This is a genomic window from Sphingomonas sp. JC676, assembly GCF_014489075.1.
In the GTDB taxonomy this organism is placed as follows: Bacteria; Pseudomonadota; Alphaproteobacteria; order Sphingomonadales; family Sphingomonadaceae; genus Sphingomonas.
The window spans coordinates 181289-193984 of the sequence record NZ_JACTGR010000004.1 but is presented as its reverse complement, the minus strand read 5'-3'; the positions used below and the strand labels follow the sequence as shown (position 1 = coordinate 193984).

12 protein-coding genes are annotated in these 12696 nt (G+C 67.0%); 8 read left to right on the top strand and 4 right to left on the bottom strand.

Translation table 11 applies throughout. From position 1 onward, the window contains the following. The first annotated feature begins 4 nt into the window (after positions 1-4). Positions 5-391 carry a RidA family protein gene (locus IAG41_RS14330; RefSeq protein WP_187729339.1) on the top strand — a complete coding sequence of 129 codons (387 nt, stop codon included), beginning with the start codon at positions 5-7 and terminating at the stop codon, positions 389-391. Between the two features lie 6 nt (positions 392-397). Here IAG41_RS14330 and IAG41_RS14325 read toward each other — a convergent pair whose 3' ends face one another. Further along, complete coding sequence (locus tag IAG41_RS14325; protein ID WP_262408673.1) at positions 398-1186, bottom strand: sterol desaturase family protein; 789 nt, start codon at positions 1184-1186, stop codon at positions 398-400. 93 nt (positions 1187-1279) lie between these two features. Beyond that, positions 1280-2332 carry an AraC family transcriptional regulator gene (locus IAG41_RS14320; RefSeq protein WP_262408672.1) on the bottom strand — a complete coding sequence of 351 codons (1053 nt, stop codon included), beginning with the start codon at positions 2330-2332 and terminating at the stop codon, positions 1280-1282. A 70-nt stretch (positions 2333-2402) separates the two neighbouring features. On the opposite strand from IAG41_RS14320, the gene IAG41_RS14315 reads away from it, so the two are divergent. The 6 genes from IAG41_RS14315 to IAG41_RS14290 all read left to right on the top strand — a co-directional run bounded on the left by IAG41_RS14315 (position 2403) and on the right by IAG41_RS14290 (position 8486). After that, a complete protein-coding gene (locus IAG41_RS14315; RefSeq protein WP_262408671.1) occupies positions 2403-3350 on the top strand; it encodes a polysaccharide deacetylase family protein in 948 nt (315 codons plus the stop codon). Then, positions 3347-4489: an acyl-CoA dehydrogenase family protein gene (locus IAG41_RS14310; protein ID WP_187729336.1), complete on the top strand. Its 1143-nt coding sequence runs from the start codon at positions 3347-3349 to the stop codon at positions 4487-4489. The genes IAG41_RS14315 and IAG41_RS14310 overlap by 4 nt, the downstream gene beginning before the upstream one ends. A gap of 97 nt (positions 4490-4586) precedes the next feature. Beyond that, positions 4587-5630, top strand: coding sequence for an enoyl-CoA hydratase/isomerase family protein (locus IAG41_RS14305; RefSeq protein ID WP_187729335.1), 1044 nt, complete (start codon positions 4587-4589; stop codon positions 5628-5630). After that, positions 5627-6400 carry an enoyl-CoA hydratase gene (locus IAG41_RS14300; protein ID WP_187729334.1) on the top strand — a complete coding sequence of 258 codons (774 nt, stop codon included), beginning with the start codon at positions 5627-5629 and terminating at the stop codon, positions 6398-6400. The genes IAG41_RS14305 and IAG41_RS14300 overlap by 4 nt, the downstream gene beginning before the upstream one ends. Positions 6401-6508: 108 nt before the next feature. After that, the gene (mmsB, locus tag IAG41_RS14295; protein ID WP_187729333.1) at positions 6509-7384 is read left to right on the top strand and encodes a 3-hydroxyisobutyrate dehydrogenase; all 876 of its coding nucleotides are present in this window, start codon (positions 6509-6511) and stop codon (positions 7382-7384) included. A 169-nt stretch (positions 7385-7553) separates the two neighbouring features. After that, positions 7554-8486, top strand: coding sequence for a right-handed parallel beta-helix repeat-containing protein (locus tag IAG41_RS14290; protein WP_187729332.1), 933 nt, complete (start codon positions 7554-7556; stop codon positions 8484-8486). A 104-nt stretch (positions 8487-8590) separates the two neighbouring features. On the opposite strand, the gene IAG41_RS14285 is transcribed toward IAG41_RS14290, so the two are convergent. Both IAG41_RS14285 and IAG41_RS14280 read right to left on the bottom strand, forming a co-directional pair. After that, the gene (locus IAG41_RS14285; protein WP_187729331.1) at positions 8591-8932 is read right to left on the bottom strand and encodes a VOC family protein; all 342 of its coding nucleotides are present in this window, start codon (positions 8930-8932) and stop codon (positions 8591-8593) included. A gap of 11 nt (positions 8933-8943) precedes the next feature. Further along, positions 8944-10581 carry an alkaline phosphatase family protein gene (locus IAG41_RS14280; RefSeq protein WP_187729330.1) on the bottom strand — a complete coding sequence of 546 codons (1638 nt, stop codon included), beginning with the start codon at positions 10579-10581 and terminating at the stop codon, positions 8944-8946. 73 nt (positions 10582-10654) lie between these two features. On the opposite strand from IAG41_RS14280, the gene IAG41_RS14275 reads away from it, so the two are divergent. Next, positions 10655-12682: a protein-disulfide reductase DsbD family protein gene (locus IAG41_RS14275; protein ID WP_187729329.1), complete on the top strand. Its 2028-nt coding sequence runs from the start codon at positions 10655-10657 to the stop codon at positions 12680-12682. Positions 12683-12696: the final 14 nt, after the last annotated feature.

Here is a 12696-nt window from a genome sequence, read left to right as displayed (position 1 = left end):
GCCGGTGGAGCTAATCCCGCGCAATCCGACCGAGGGCGTCTACGCCACCGATTCGGACTGGATCCATGCGATGGAGGTCCGTGGCGCCGAGCGCTGGCTGTTCGTCAGCGGCACCATGGGCCTCGATTCCGCCGGGGTGCCGGGCAAGACGATCGACGAGCAGCTCGAGCTGGTCTGGAACAATATCCGCGCGATCCTGGCGAGCGCGGGCATGACCACCGACAATATCGTCCGGCTGACCAGCTATATGCGCGACGCCGCTTATGCCGATGCCAATGCTCGGGCGCGGTGTTCCGCGTTGGGCGAGCGCCGCATCCCGACGATCGCGCTGGTGGCGCAGACGCTGGACCCGGACTGGCTGATCGAGATCGAACTGGTGGCCGCTGCCTGAGGTTGCTCAGGCCTTGGCGGGCCCACGTTCGCCCCGCCATGCCACCGCCGCCGTCTCGAACGCCTCGTGATAGCGCGGATGCTCGGTGCCCATCCACCGGTCCCACCAGGTGAAGTAGAGGCCGAAATTATAGCTGCCCTGGCTGTGATGCAGGTCGTGATGCGTGGTCGTGGTCAGCCAGCCGGTGAACGGGCTGCGGGTGAAGCCTGGCCAGGCCAGTTCGTGCCCCGAATGGCCGATCACGTTGCGCGCGATCTGGTGGATGAGGAAGGCGAGCACGACGATGCCGTGCATCGGTACGAAGAGCAGGAAGAGCGGCAGGAACATGCCTTCGAAGACCCCCTCGATCGGCGCGAAGCTGTACGCCGCCCAGGGCGTCGGCGTGCGCGAAAGATGGTGAGTCAGATGCGCCCGGCGGAACATCGCGCGGCTATGGAGCCCGCGATGCATCCAGTAGAAATAAGCGTCGTGGACCAGCACGATGCCGATGAACTCGAGCGCCGCCAACCAGAGCGGCGGCGCGGCAAAGGCGAGATGGATGATACCGGCCTTGTTGAGCGCCAGCGTCACCATGCCCCACACCGCGAAGATCGCGACGGACATCAGCGAATTAAGCATCTCGCGCCGGCGATCGGGCAGGCCAGGCTTGCGATTCTGGATACGGCGCGACGCGGTCCAGCGCGCGCCGGCCCACAGCACGAGCGTCATCACGCCGGCCGCGATCAGATAGCGCGACAATTCCATCGTGAAGGCATGCGCGCCATGCGCGGCCAGCATCTCGATCCAGTCCAGCATCTAGAATCCTCACTCGGTTGCGGGAGGAACTTCTTCGAGACCGCCCACGCCGTCTCGCCGCGCCTGCAAAACTCCAAGCGATTCCGGAATCGATCAGCCTTTTTCGGGATCGAGGATCGCGGAGCGGCGATATTCGCTAGGGGTCTGTCCCGTGGCGTCACGGAAGGCGCGGTTGAACGGCGCAAGGCTGCCATAGCCCAGATCCATCGCGATGGTGAGCACCGGCAGAGCGACCTTGGCGGGATCGCCCAGCCAGGCGCGCGCGTCGGCTATACGGTGTGCGTTGAGGAAGGCCGAGAAGTTGCGATAGCCCATCCGTTGGTTGATCAGCGCGCGCAGGCGATGCTCCGGCACGCCCAATTTCTCCGCCAGCACGCCGATAGTCAGGCCGGAACTGCGGTGCAGCCCGCCGGCCATCGCCGCATCGAGCTTGAGCTTGAGGACATGCTCGCCCGGAGACAGTCCCGATCTCGCGGCGGGCGAGGCCTGGGCATCGAACAGCAATTCGGCGTTGGCGGAGAGCATCACCGCGCCAAACGCCATCACCGTGATCAGCGTCGTCCCCGACTGCAGCAGCATCAGCCAAGTGAACCCGCGCTCCGCGCCGTACCAGGTCTCCGCCACGACGATTCCCAGCGTCTGGAAACCGACGAGCACGACGAATCCGGTGCGGAACATGCGTCGTTTCTCGAGCAGGTCGTCGCCACGCTCGGCAATGGCGATGACGATCGCGTGGCAGGCGAGCAACAGCGAGGTCAGGTGCATCGCGCCGTCGGCGATCGCCGGCCATGCATGGCTCACATATTGGGAATAGACGAACGCGCCCCAGCAGAGCAGCGAGACGGCCACCGCGGCCAGGCCCAACCGCCGGTCGATCGGCCGCTCGAAGATGCGGTGTGCGAACAGCCAGAGCGCCAGAGGCGCCGATTGCGAGGCGAGCTGAATCACCGGCCACAGCCGCGATTGCTGCATGTGCAGCGTCGGCGCGACATTGGCGAGATAGGCGGCGACGCAGACCAGCAGCAGCACCGTCGCGCTGCGGATTCTCGCCGGCGCCATGCTGCGCCCGACCACCAGCGCGATCAGCAGAAGCTGCCCCGCCGAGAGCAGGCGAAACGCCGTGTCGAATAGCAGCAGCCACGTCATCGTGCGCGGTTATGGCGCTCCGCCGCGCCAGCGTCTATTGGCGCGATCGAGAGGCCCCGAGGAGACAAACTTGTCCCGACTATTCTGGATCCTGGCGCGGCTGCTGCCGGCGCTGCTGCTGCTCGCGGTGCCCGTGGCGCAAGCGCAGAAGCGAATCGCGCTGACCTTCGACGATGTCCCGCGTAGCCGCGGTCCGTTCCTCACGCCCGACGAGCGCACCGAGAAGCTGATCGCGGGCCTGCAGAAGGCCGGGGTCAAACAGGCCGCCTTCTTCGTCAATCCGGGCCAGATCGGCAGCGGCGACGGCGTGAACGGGGTTGCGCACATCGATGCCTATGTCCGCGCGGGGCATGTGATCGGCGATCACAGCTATGCACACAAAGGCCTTGAGACGATCGACGCGAATGCGTTCGTCGCCGAGATCGACAAAGCGGAGACCTGGCTCAAGGGCCGGCCCGGATACCGCCCGTGGTTCCGCTATCCCTATCTGCACGAAGGCGGCACCGACGAGGTGAAGCGCGACGCGGTACGTGCCGCGCTCAAGGCGCGCGGGCTGCAGGACGGCTATGTCACCGCTTCGGGCTCCGACTGGAACACGGAGGACCTCGCGATCGCGGCGGTAAAGGCCGGCAAGGCGGTCGACATGGACGCGCTGCGCAAATTCTACATCATGACGCATCTGGAGGCCGCCGATTTCGCCGACGCGCTGATGGTCAAGGCGATCGGCCGCTCGCCGATCCATGTCATGCTGATGCACGAGACCGATCTCGCCTCTCTGTTCCTGCCCGATCTGGTCGAGGCGCTGCGCAAGGACGGCTGGGAGATCGTCACCGCCGACGAAGCCTTTGCCGATCCGATCCACACCGCCCAACCCGACACGCCTTCGGCCGACGGCACGCTCACCGAGCTGCTCGCCCAGGAAAAGCACGCCGACCCGCCCTTTTCCGATCCGCGCGGCAACCTGACTTACACCAACGCGCTCTTCGCCCAGCGCGTCCTCCACGAGAAGAATCGATGACCCAGTTCGAACTCACCGACGACCAGCTCGCCATCCAGGAGATGGCGCGCAAATTCACCGCGGATGCGATCACGCCTCATGCCGGCGAGTGGGACGAGAAGCACATCTTCCCGCGCGACACGATCCGCGCCGCGGCGGAGCTGGGCTTCGCCTCGATCTACGTCTCGGAAGAGAGTGGTGGCATCGGCCTGGGGCGGCTCGAATCGGCGCTGATCATGGAGGCGATGGCCTATGGCTGCCCGTCGACCAGCGCGTTCATCTCGATCCACAACATGGCGAGCTGGATGATCGACCGGTTCGGCAGCAAAGCAGTGAAGGACAAGTATCTGCCGTCGCTGATCACGATGGACCGGATCGCCAGCTATTGCCTCACCGAGCCTAGCTCCGGCTCGGACGCCGCCGCGCTCAAGACGCGCGCGATCAGGGACGGCGACCATTATGTTGTCACCGGCTCCAAGCAGTTTATCTCGGGCGGTGGCGAGAACGAAGTCTATGTCGTGATGGTCCGCACCGGCGAGGAAGGCCCCAAGGGCATTTCGTGCCTGGTGATCGAGAAGGACATGCCCGGGGTCAGCTTCGGCGCACAGGAGAAGAAGCTCGGCTGGCATTCGCAGCCGACCGCGGCAGTGATCCTCGAGGACGTACGCGTGCCGGTGGAGAATCTGGTGGGCGCCGAGGGCGAGGGCTTCCGCATCGCGATGATGGGTCTCGACGGCGGGCGGCTCAACATCGGCGCCTGCTCGCTGGGCGGCGCGCAGCGCTGCCTCGACGAGGCGATCCAATACACCAAGGACCGCAAACAGTTCGGCACCGCGATCGCCGATTTCCAGAACACTCAGTTCACGCTGGCCGACATGGATACCGAACTCCAGGCCGCGCGCGCTTTGCTCTATCTCGCCGCGGCCAAGGTGACCGCCAACGCGCCCGACAAGACGCGCTTCGCCGCAATGGCAAAGCGCTTCGCCACGGACACGGGATCGAAAGTGGTCGATCAGGCGCTCCAGCTCCATGGTGGCTATGGCTATCTGCAGGATTATCCAATCGAGCGCTTCTGGCGGGACCTGCGCGTCCATTCGATCCTAGAGGGCACCAACCAGGTGATGCGCATGATTGTCGGCCGGGAGCTGACCCGCCAGTGACCCTGAACCGTTTAAGCGTTCCTGCGAAAGCAGGAGCCCAGAGCCACAAGCGACGCGCCCGCGACCCTGGGCTCCTGCTTTCGCAGGAGCACGGCGCATGACGGACGACGTGCTGACTTTTGCGGAAGGTCGCGTGGGCCGCATCCGGCTCAACCGCCCCAAGGCCCTCCACGCGCTCAACACCGCCATGTGCGCGGCGATGCTCGACGCGCTCGGCAAATGGCGCGCCGATCCTGCAGTCGAAGCGGTGCTGATCGACCACGCCGAGGGTCGCGGCTTCTGCGCCGGCGGCGATATCCGCATGATCGCGGAAAGCGGCGCCACCGACGGCAAGGCCGCTCGGGAATTCTTCCGCGTCGAGTACCAGATGAACCACCGGCTGTTCACGTGTGCCAAGCCGGTGGTCGCGTTCATGGACGGCATCACGATGGGCGGCGGGGTCGGCATCTCGATGCCGGCGAAATGCCGCGTCGCGACCGAGAATACCCGCTTCGCCATGCCCGAGACGGGGATCGGCCTGTTCCCGGACGTCGGCGGCGGCTGGTACCTTTCACGCCTGCCCGGCCATCTCGGCGAATTTATCGCGCTCACCGGCGCGCGGCTCGATGGCGGCGAATGCCTGGCGCTCGGCCTCGCCACGCATTTCCTGTCGACAGAGAAACTCGACGAAGCCAAGGCGCGGATTGCCGCCCAGCCCCAGACGATCGAATCGATCCTCGTCTCGCTTTCCGCCCCTACGCCGGGCGCGAAGATCGCCGCGCATCGCGACGATATCGATCGCCTTTTCGCAGGCGACACGCTGGAGGAAATCCTTGCCGCGCTCGAAGCCGATGGCGGCGACTGGGCGAACGAGCAACGCGCAACGCTCCGCACCAAATCGCCCCAGGCGATGAAGGTATCGCTCCATCTCGTCCGCCAGGGCCGGCGCATGCCAAGCTTCGAGGACGAGATGCGCCAGGAGTTCGCCGTTGCCAGCCGCGTCGTCCAGCGCCCTGATTTCGCCGAGGGCGTCCGAGCGGTGATCGTCGACAAGGACAATGCGCCACGCTGGTCGCCCGCGGCACCCGAAAGCGTTACGGACCACGTGATCGACCAGATTTTCGCACCGCTGCCGGATGGCCAGCAATGGGAGCCAGCATGACCTACGAAACCATTCTCGTCGAACAGCGCGGTGCCGTCACGCTGGTAACGCTGAACCGGCCCCAGGCGCTCAACGCGCTCAACAGCCAGGTGCTGGGCGAACTGCTCGACGCGATGGCCGCGTTCGACGCCGATCCGAGCCAGGGCTGCGCGGTGCTGACCGGCAGCGAGAAGGCGTTCGCCGCCGGTGCCGACATCAAGGAGATGCAGGCGCAGGGCTTTGCCAGCATGTATGCCAGCAACTTCTTCGCCGGGTGGGAGCGGTTCACTGGGACGCGCAAGCCGATCATCGCCGCGGTCTCCGGCTATGCGCTGGGCGGCGGCTGCGAGCTGGCGATGATGTGCGACTTCATCCTGGCGGCGGACAGCGCCAAGTTCGGCCAACCCGAGATCAAGCTCGGCGTCTCGCCGGGCATGGGCGGTTCGCAGCGGCTTACCCGCGCGGTGGGCAAGGCCAAGGCGATGGAGATGTGCCTGACCGGCCGGATGATGGACGCCGAGGAAGCCGAGCGCGCCGGCCTGGTCAGCCGCATCGTTCCCGCCACCGATCTGGTCGAGGAAGCGATCAAGACGGCGACCCAGATCGCCGGCATGGCGCCGCTCGCGGTGCTGGCCAACAAGGAGATGGTCAACGCCGCCTTCGAGACCATGCTCGGGCAGGGCGTGACCTTCGAGCGGCGGCTGTTCCACGGCCTGTTTGGCACCGAGGACCAGAAGGAAGGCATGGCCGCCTTTGTCGAGAAACGCCCGGGAAACTGGACGGGCAAATAGTCTCGTCACCCCGGCGAAAGCCGGGGCCCAGGGTTTCTCGGCCGTGTCGCTTCGGACTCTGGATCCCGGCCTTCGCTGGGATGACGTATTTAGGAAGAGGACAGCACAGTGGCACGCGTAGCATTTATCGGGCTCGGCAATATGGGCGGCGGCATGGCCGCGAACCTGGCCAAGAATGGTCATGACGTCCGCGCCTTCGATCTGTCGGCCGAAGCGCTCGACAAGGCGAAGAAGGCCGGCTGCCTGCCCGCCGCCACCGCCGAAGAGGCGATCGCTGGCGCCGAGGCGATCGTGACAATGCTGCCCGCCGGCCGCCACGTCGAGGCGGTCTATACCGACAGCGTGTTCGACCATGCCGAGCCGGGTGCGATCCTGATCGACTGCTCGACGATCGACGTCGATACCGCGCGACGTGTCGCCGAGGCGGCCGCCGCGCGGGGGCTGATGGCGGTCGACGCGCCGGTCTCAGGCGGGATCGCTGCGGCCAATGCAGGCACGCTCACCTTCATGGTCGGCGGCAGCGTCGCAGCGTTCGAACGCGCCGAGCCTTTTCTGTCCGACATGGGCAAGACCGTGATCCATGCCGGCGCGGGCGGCGCGGGCCAGGCCGCGAAGATCTGCAACAACATGCTGCTCGGCGCCGAGATGATCGCGACCTGCGAGGCCTTCGTGCTCGCCGAGAAGCTCGGGCTCGATCTTCAGAAATTCTACGACATCTCCTCGGTCAGTTCGGGCCAGAGTTGGTCGATGACGAGCTATTGCCCGGTCCCCGGCGTGGGCCCCGAGACGCCGGCGGATCGCGACTATCAGGGCGGGTTCGCCGCGCCGCTGATGCTCAAGGACCTCAAGCTGGCGATGGAAGCGGCGGAGAGCGTCGGCGCCGACACGCCGATGGGCAAGCGCGCGGCCGAGCTCTATCAAGCGTTCGTCGATGGCGAGGGCGCCGGGCTCGATTTCTCGGGGATCATCAAGACGCTGCGCTGATCAATCCTTCCCCAGCTTGCTGGGGGAGGGGGACCATCCGAAGAATGGTGGAGAAGCCCGTCGCAGACGGCGGTGCTCCACCGCCGCCCCTCCACCACTCGCTTTGCGAGCGGTCTCCCCGAGACAAGCTCGGGGAGGATTTTTAACGCCGATCGTGCATATCCAAGCAATGCGCCTGCCCATCCTATTGATCGCCCTCGCCGCCACGCCCGCTGCCGCACAGCAGCGCGCTCCCTTCACCGTCGCCGAGACCGGTCAGACCTATGCCCATCTCGACGACGCGGTGACCGCGATCCGCGACGGCACCGCGACGATCCTGATCGCCCCGGGCGTCTATCACGACTGCACGGTCCAGACCGGGGGCAAGATCACCTACAAGGCGGTCCAGCCCGGCACCGCGGTGTTCGAGAAGGAGACCTGCGAGGGCAAGGCGGCGTTCGTGCTGCGCGGGCGCGGGTCGGTGGTCGACGGTATCGTCTTCCGCGGGATGCGCGTCGACGACGGCAACGGCGCGGGCATCCGCATCGAGATGGGCGACCTCACCGTCACCAACTCGATGTTCCTCGACAGCCAGGAAGGCATCCTCGGCGGCGGACATGAGACGGTGCGCAACATCACGATCGATCGATCGACCTTTGCCGGGCTCGGCCAGTGCGACGAGACGCCGGACTGCGCCCATTCGATCTATCTCGGGCTCGACGGCCAGGTGACGATCACCCGCTCGCGGTTCGAGCGCGGCAATGGCGGCCATTACGTCAAGCTGCGCGCGCCGCGCGTGACGATCACCGGCAACAGCTTCGACGACAGCAAGGGCCGCAAGACCAACTATATGATCGACCTGTCCGAGGGCGGCACCGGGCTGATCGCCCGCAACACCTTCGTCCAGGGCAAGGGCAAGGAGAATTATTCCGGCCTGATCGTGGTCGCAGCCGAGGGCCGTACCTATTCCGCCGAAGGGCTGCGAGTGGAGGACAATTCCGCCACCATGGGGCCCGGCGCGCCGGGCAATCCTGCGTTCGTCGCCGACCTGAGCGGCAGCAACATCGTGCTGTCGAACAACAAGCTGGGGCCCGGCATCCGCCCCTTCGAGCGCCGGCGCTGAACCAGCACCGTGCTCCTGCGAAAGCAGGAGCCTAGGATGGCGAGCGAACCGTTTGGGACCCTGGGCTCCTGCTTCCGCAGGAGCCCCCTAGGCGCTGCGGGCTTTCAGGGTCGATTCGACAGCTGGAACCAGTTGCCGTCGGGATCCTGCCCGTCGCACAGCTGCAAGTCGCCGAAGATGTGGATCTTGCCCATCGTCGTGACGCCCTTCGCGACAAGCGCTTCGCGCGCGGCGGCGACATCCTCCGCATAGAAGGCGATCTTGTGCGGCCCCTCGGCCGAGTCGATCCTTGCCTCGTGCAGCGCGAGACGGCATCCGCCCGCATCGAAATCGGCCCAGCCGTCGCTCTGCTCGCGCAGGGCGAGGCCCAGCCGGTCGCGGTAGAAGGCCAGCATCGGCTCAAAGTTGGGCGTGAACAGGATCACGCGCCGGATTGCGAGGTCCACCGGCCCGACCCTTACTTGCAGGTGTCGCCCGTGCCCGCGTCGAGATCGAGGCAGCGGCCGTCGATCTCCACTGGCACCGGCACATGGATCAGCGCCGCGAGCGTCGGCGCGATGTCGACCGTCTCCACCGACAGCGGCTGCTCGAACCCAGTCATGCCCTTCTGCCAGAACAGGATCGGCACGCGGCGGTCATAGTCCCAGAAGCTGCCATGCGTCGCGACCGTTCCCTTGGTGGGATCGGCGATCGGCGTGATGCGGGGCTTGAGCGCCGCAACCAGATCGCCCGAATGCTGCGGATCATAGGAAGCGCGCGCGCGCTCGAGCAAGGTCCAGGTCTCGGGCGGGGTTTTCGCGGGTGCAGTCGCCGCGATTTGGGCGCGGGTAAAGATCGCCTGCACCTGCGGGTGCGCCGAATAGCGCTTGATCACCTCGGCCTGCACCGCGTCGCGCTGCGCCTTGGTGAGCTTGGGATCGATATAGATGTCGCCCGCTGCGCTGCCGCCGAGCACCCGCCCGGGCAGCCCCATCTTCGCGCCGATATCCTTGCCCATCGCGAAAGGGTTGAGCGCCGGATCGATCCGCTCGGCCATCGGCGCGGCATGCTCGCGGTTGCGCTCGGGCAAATCGTGGCCGCCATGATCGGCGGTCAGCACAACCGCATAGTCCACCCCGGTCCTGTCGAGCACGGCGAACAGCCGGCCCAGGGTCTGGTCGAGCGAATACATCTGGAGGCACATCTCGCTGCCCTCGGTGCCATAGGTATGGCCAACATAGTCGGTGGCCGAGGCGCCGAGGATCAGCAGGTCGGTATGCGCGCCCTGGCCCAGCTTCATGTCGGTGGCGATGCCCGCGCCGAGCGCGAGGATGGCGTCGTCGAACTCGGGCGAAGCGCGGAACAGCCGCGTATCGCCGGCGGGACGCGCGAAGCGGCCGTCGCCCACGGTCTTGCCGCCGCCGATCGGAATCGCCCGGCTGCGCGCCTGGCAGAAGGCCGGGAGATCGAGCGGCTCCTGCGCCTCGGCGATGCGCGCCGTGGTGTTCGCGTTCATCTTGGTGACCATCGCCGGCTCGGCGCGGCCGGCATAGGAGACGAACGCCTTGCCGTTCCACCACCAGAGCTCGTCGACCTTGTGGCCGCCCATCATCACCGCAGCGCGGTCCTTGCCCGCGACCGAGACGACGCGCGACTGGGGATCGGCGAGCTTCATCCACTCACCCAACGTCGGCACCTTCAGATGCTTGTCGGAGACGGTGAAGTTGTTCGAGTCGCTGCCCGGGACGCTCTCGTCCTCGGCACAATAGACCGTCTTGTCGGTGCGCGCGGTGTTGAAGTCGGTCCAGTCATTGGCGATGATGCCGGTGCGCGAGGGATGGTCGCCGGTCAGGATCGTCGAATGGCCCGGGCAGGTCTCGGTCGCGGCATGGCTCTGATAGCCAGCCGGGAACACCGCGCCCGACAGCAGCCGCGCAAAGCCCTGGGTGTAGCGCGCGCGATATTCGGCGAAGAGATCGGCCGAGAACTGGTCGACCGAGATCACCACCACCAGCTTGGGCGCCGGGCGCGGGGCGGGCGGCGCGCTTTCCTGCGCGAACGACGGCGCGGCGGCGAACAGGGCGATTGCAGCGGCGAAAGTGGACGCGAACTTCATGGAGCCGGCTCCGGCGCGAGGAAAGAATGCACCCAGCTATTGTCCAACGACGCAAGCTGAGCAAGGAGGCCCCATGGCTTGGCTTCGTTTCGCTTTGATGTCGATTCTCCTCGCATTGGGGATCGCATCCGCCGCCGCACAACCGGTTGGACCGGGTCCGCACGTCCGCATCGCGCTGATCGCCGAGACCGATCACCCTGCGCCCGGCAGCGATGTCACGCTCGCCTTCGCCTCGGTGCCCGAAAAGGGCTGGCACGCCTATTGGCTCAATCCCGGCGATGCGGGCCTGCCCGCACGTGCCGCATGGACGCTGCCCCAAGGCGCGATCGCCGGGCCGCTGCGCTATCCCGTCCCGCAGCGGTTGCTGATCGCCGGCCTCATGAACTATGTCTATGAAGGTCCCTTCGCACCTTTGGTGACGCTCAAGGTGCCGACGGACGCGAAGGGCGCGCTGCCGGTCAGGGTGAAGCTCGACTATCTGGTCTGCACCGATGCGATCTGCGTGCCCGAAAAGGCCGAGCTCGCGCTCACGCTGCAGATCGGCGACGGGAGCGTCACCGCCACGCGCCGCGCGCAGTTCGACGGTTGGCGCTCTGCGCTGCCGAAACCGCTGGGGAGCCAGGGCACCTATCAGGTCGAGAACAAAAGCTTCCGCATCGCCGTGCCCTATCCGGCGAGCGCCGCCGCGGAAGGCGATGGCTATTTCTTCACCGCGACCGATGGCGTCCTCGACTATGCCGCGCCGCAAAAGGTGATGCGCGACGGCGATCGGGTGGTGATCGAGACCGTCGGCAAGCGCGCCGTAGGACCGATTGAGGGCGTGCTCGCCTTTGGCACGCGCGGCTTCTCGGTGAGCGCGGTTCCCGGCAAGGTGGCGGCCGCCAAGGAGGCGCCGGCGGGTGTTCCCTGGAGCGCGGCGCTGATCGCATTCGCGGGCGCCGTGCTCGGCGGGCTGATCCTCAACATCATGCCCTGCGTCTTCCCGATCCTGAGCCTCAAGGCACTCAGCCTCGCCAAGGCCAATCACGGCGAGGGCAATCCGCGCGGCGAGGCTTTGGCCTATACCGCCGGGGTCGTCGCAGTCTGCCTGGCGCTGGGCGGCATATTGCTGGCGGTGCGCGCGGGCGGCGCGACCGTCGGCTGGGCGTTCCAGCTCCAAGACCCGCGCGTGATCCTGATCCTGCTGCTGCTCGTCACCGCGATCGCGCTCAACCTCGCCGGACTGTTCGAGATCAACGCGCCCGGCTTCGTCAACCGTGCCGCATCGAAGGGCACCGGCGGCGCCTTCGCGACGGGTGCGCTCGCGGCATTCATCGCGACGCCGTGCACCGGCCCGTTCATGGCATCGGCGCTGGGCGCGGCGCTGATCCTGCCCTGGCCCGCCGCGCTGGCGGTGTTCGGAGGCCTGGGGCTGGGCATCGCCCTTCCCTTCCTGCTGCTCGGCTTCGTTCCCGCCTTCCGCCGCATGCTGCCCAAGCCCGGCGCGTGGATGGCGACGCTCCGCCGCGTGCTTTCGGTGCCGATGTTCCTGACCGCGCTGGCGCTCGCCTGGGTGCTCGGGCGCCAGGCCGGGGTCGACGGCATGGCGATCGGGCTCGCCGCATCGCTGCTCGCATCCTTCGGGCTGTGGTGGTGGGGCATGCGGCAGATGCGCGGCCTTGCGCGCGCGTGGCTGCCGGCCGTGCCGCTCGCCCTGATCGCGCTTGGCGCGACGGCGCTGGTCCACCCCGCTCCCGCCGACGCCGGGCCCAAGACCGTCTCGGGCGCGGAGCCGTTCAGCGAAGCCCGCCTCGCCGAACTCACGGCGCAGGGCCGCCCGGTCTTCGCCTATTTCACCGCCGACTGGTGCCTCACCTGCAAGGTCAACGAGAAGGGCGTAATCGAGACCGAGGCGGTGACGAAGGCGTTGGCCGACGGCAAGGTCGCGGTGCTCGTTGGCGACTGGACCAACGGCGATCCCGCGCTCGGCCGGTTCATCGAACGGCACAATCGTGCAGGCGTTCCGCTCTATCTATGGTACAAACCGGGCGAGGCGGCGCCGCGAGTCCTGCCCCAGATCCTGACCCAGGCGATGCTGCGCGACCTTGCTAACGGAGGCTGAGAAAGGAGACGTCG

Excerpts from the sequence above, each read along its gene's own strand:
- IAG41_RS14325 (WP_262408673.1), bottom strand. The coding sequence starts at position 1,186 with ATGCTGGACTGGATCGAGATGCTGGCCGCGCATGGCGCGCATGCCTTC.
- IAG41_RS14320 (WP_262408672.1), bottom strand. The coding sequence starts at position 2,332 with ATGACGTGGCTGCTGCTATTCGACACGGCGTTTCGCCTGCTCTCGGCG.
- IAG41_RS14310 (WP_187729336.1), top strand. The coding sequence starts at position 3,347 with ATGACCCAGTTCGAACTCACCGACGACCAGCTCGCCATCCAGGAGATG.
- IAG41_RS14305 (WP_187729335.1), top strand. The coding sequence starts at position 4,587 with ATGACGGACGACGTGCTGACTTTTGCGGAAGGTCGCGTGGGCCGCATC.
- IAG41_RS14300 (WP_187729334.1), top strand. The coding sequence starts at position 5,627 with ATGACCTACGAAACCATTCTCGTCGAACAGCGCGGTGCCGTCACGCTG.
- IAG41_RS14290 (WP_187729332.1), top strand. The coding sequence starts at position 7,554 with ATGCGCCTGCCCATCCTATTGATCGCCCTCGCCGCCACGCCCGCTGCC.
- IAG41_RS14280 (WP_187729330.1), bottom strand. The coding sequence starts at position 10,581 with ATGAAGTTCGCGTCCACTTTCGCCGCTGCAATCGCCCTGTTCGCCGCC.
- IAG41_RS14275 (WP_187729329.1), top strand. The coding sequence starts at position 10,655 with ATGGCTTGGCTTCGTTTCGCTTTGATGTCGATTCTCCTCGCATTGGGG.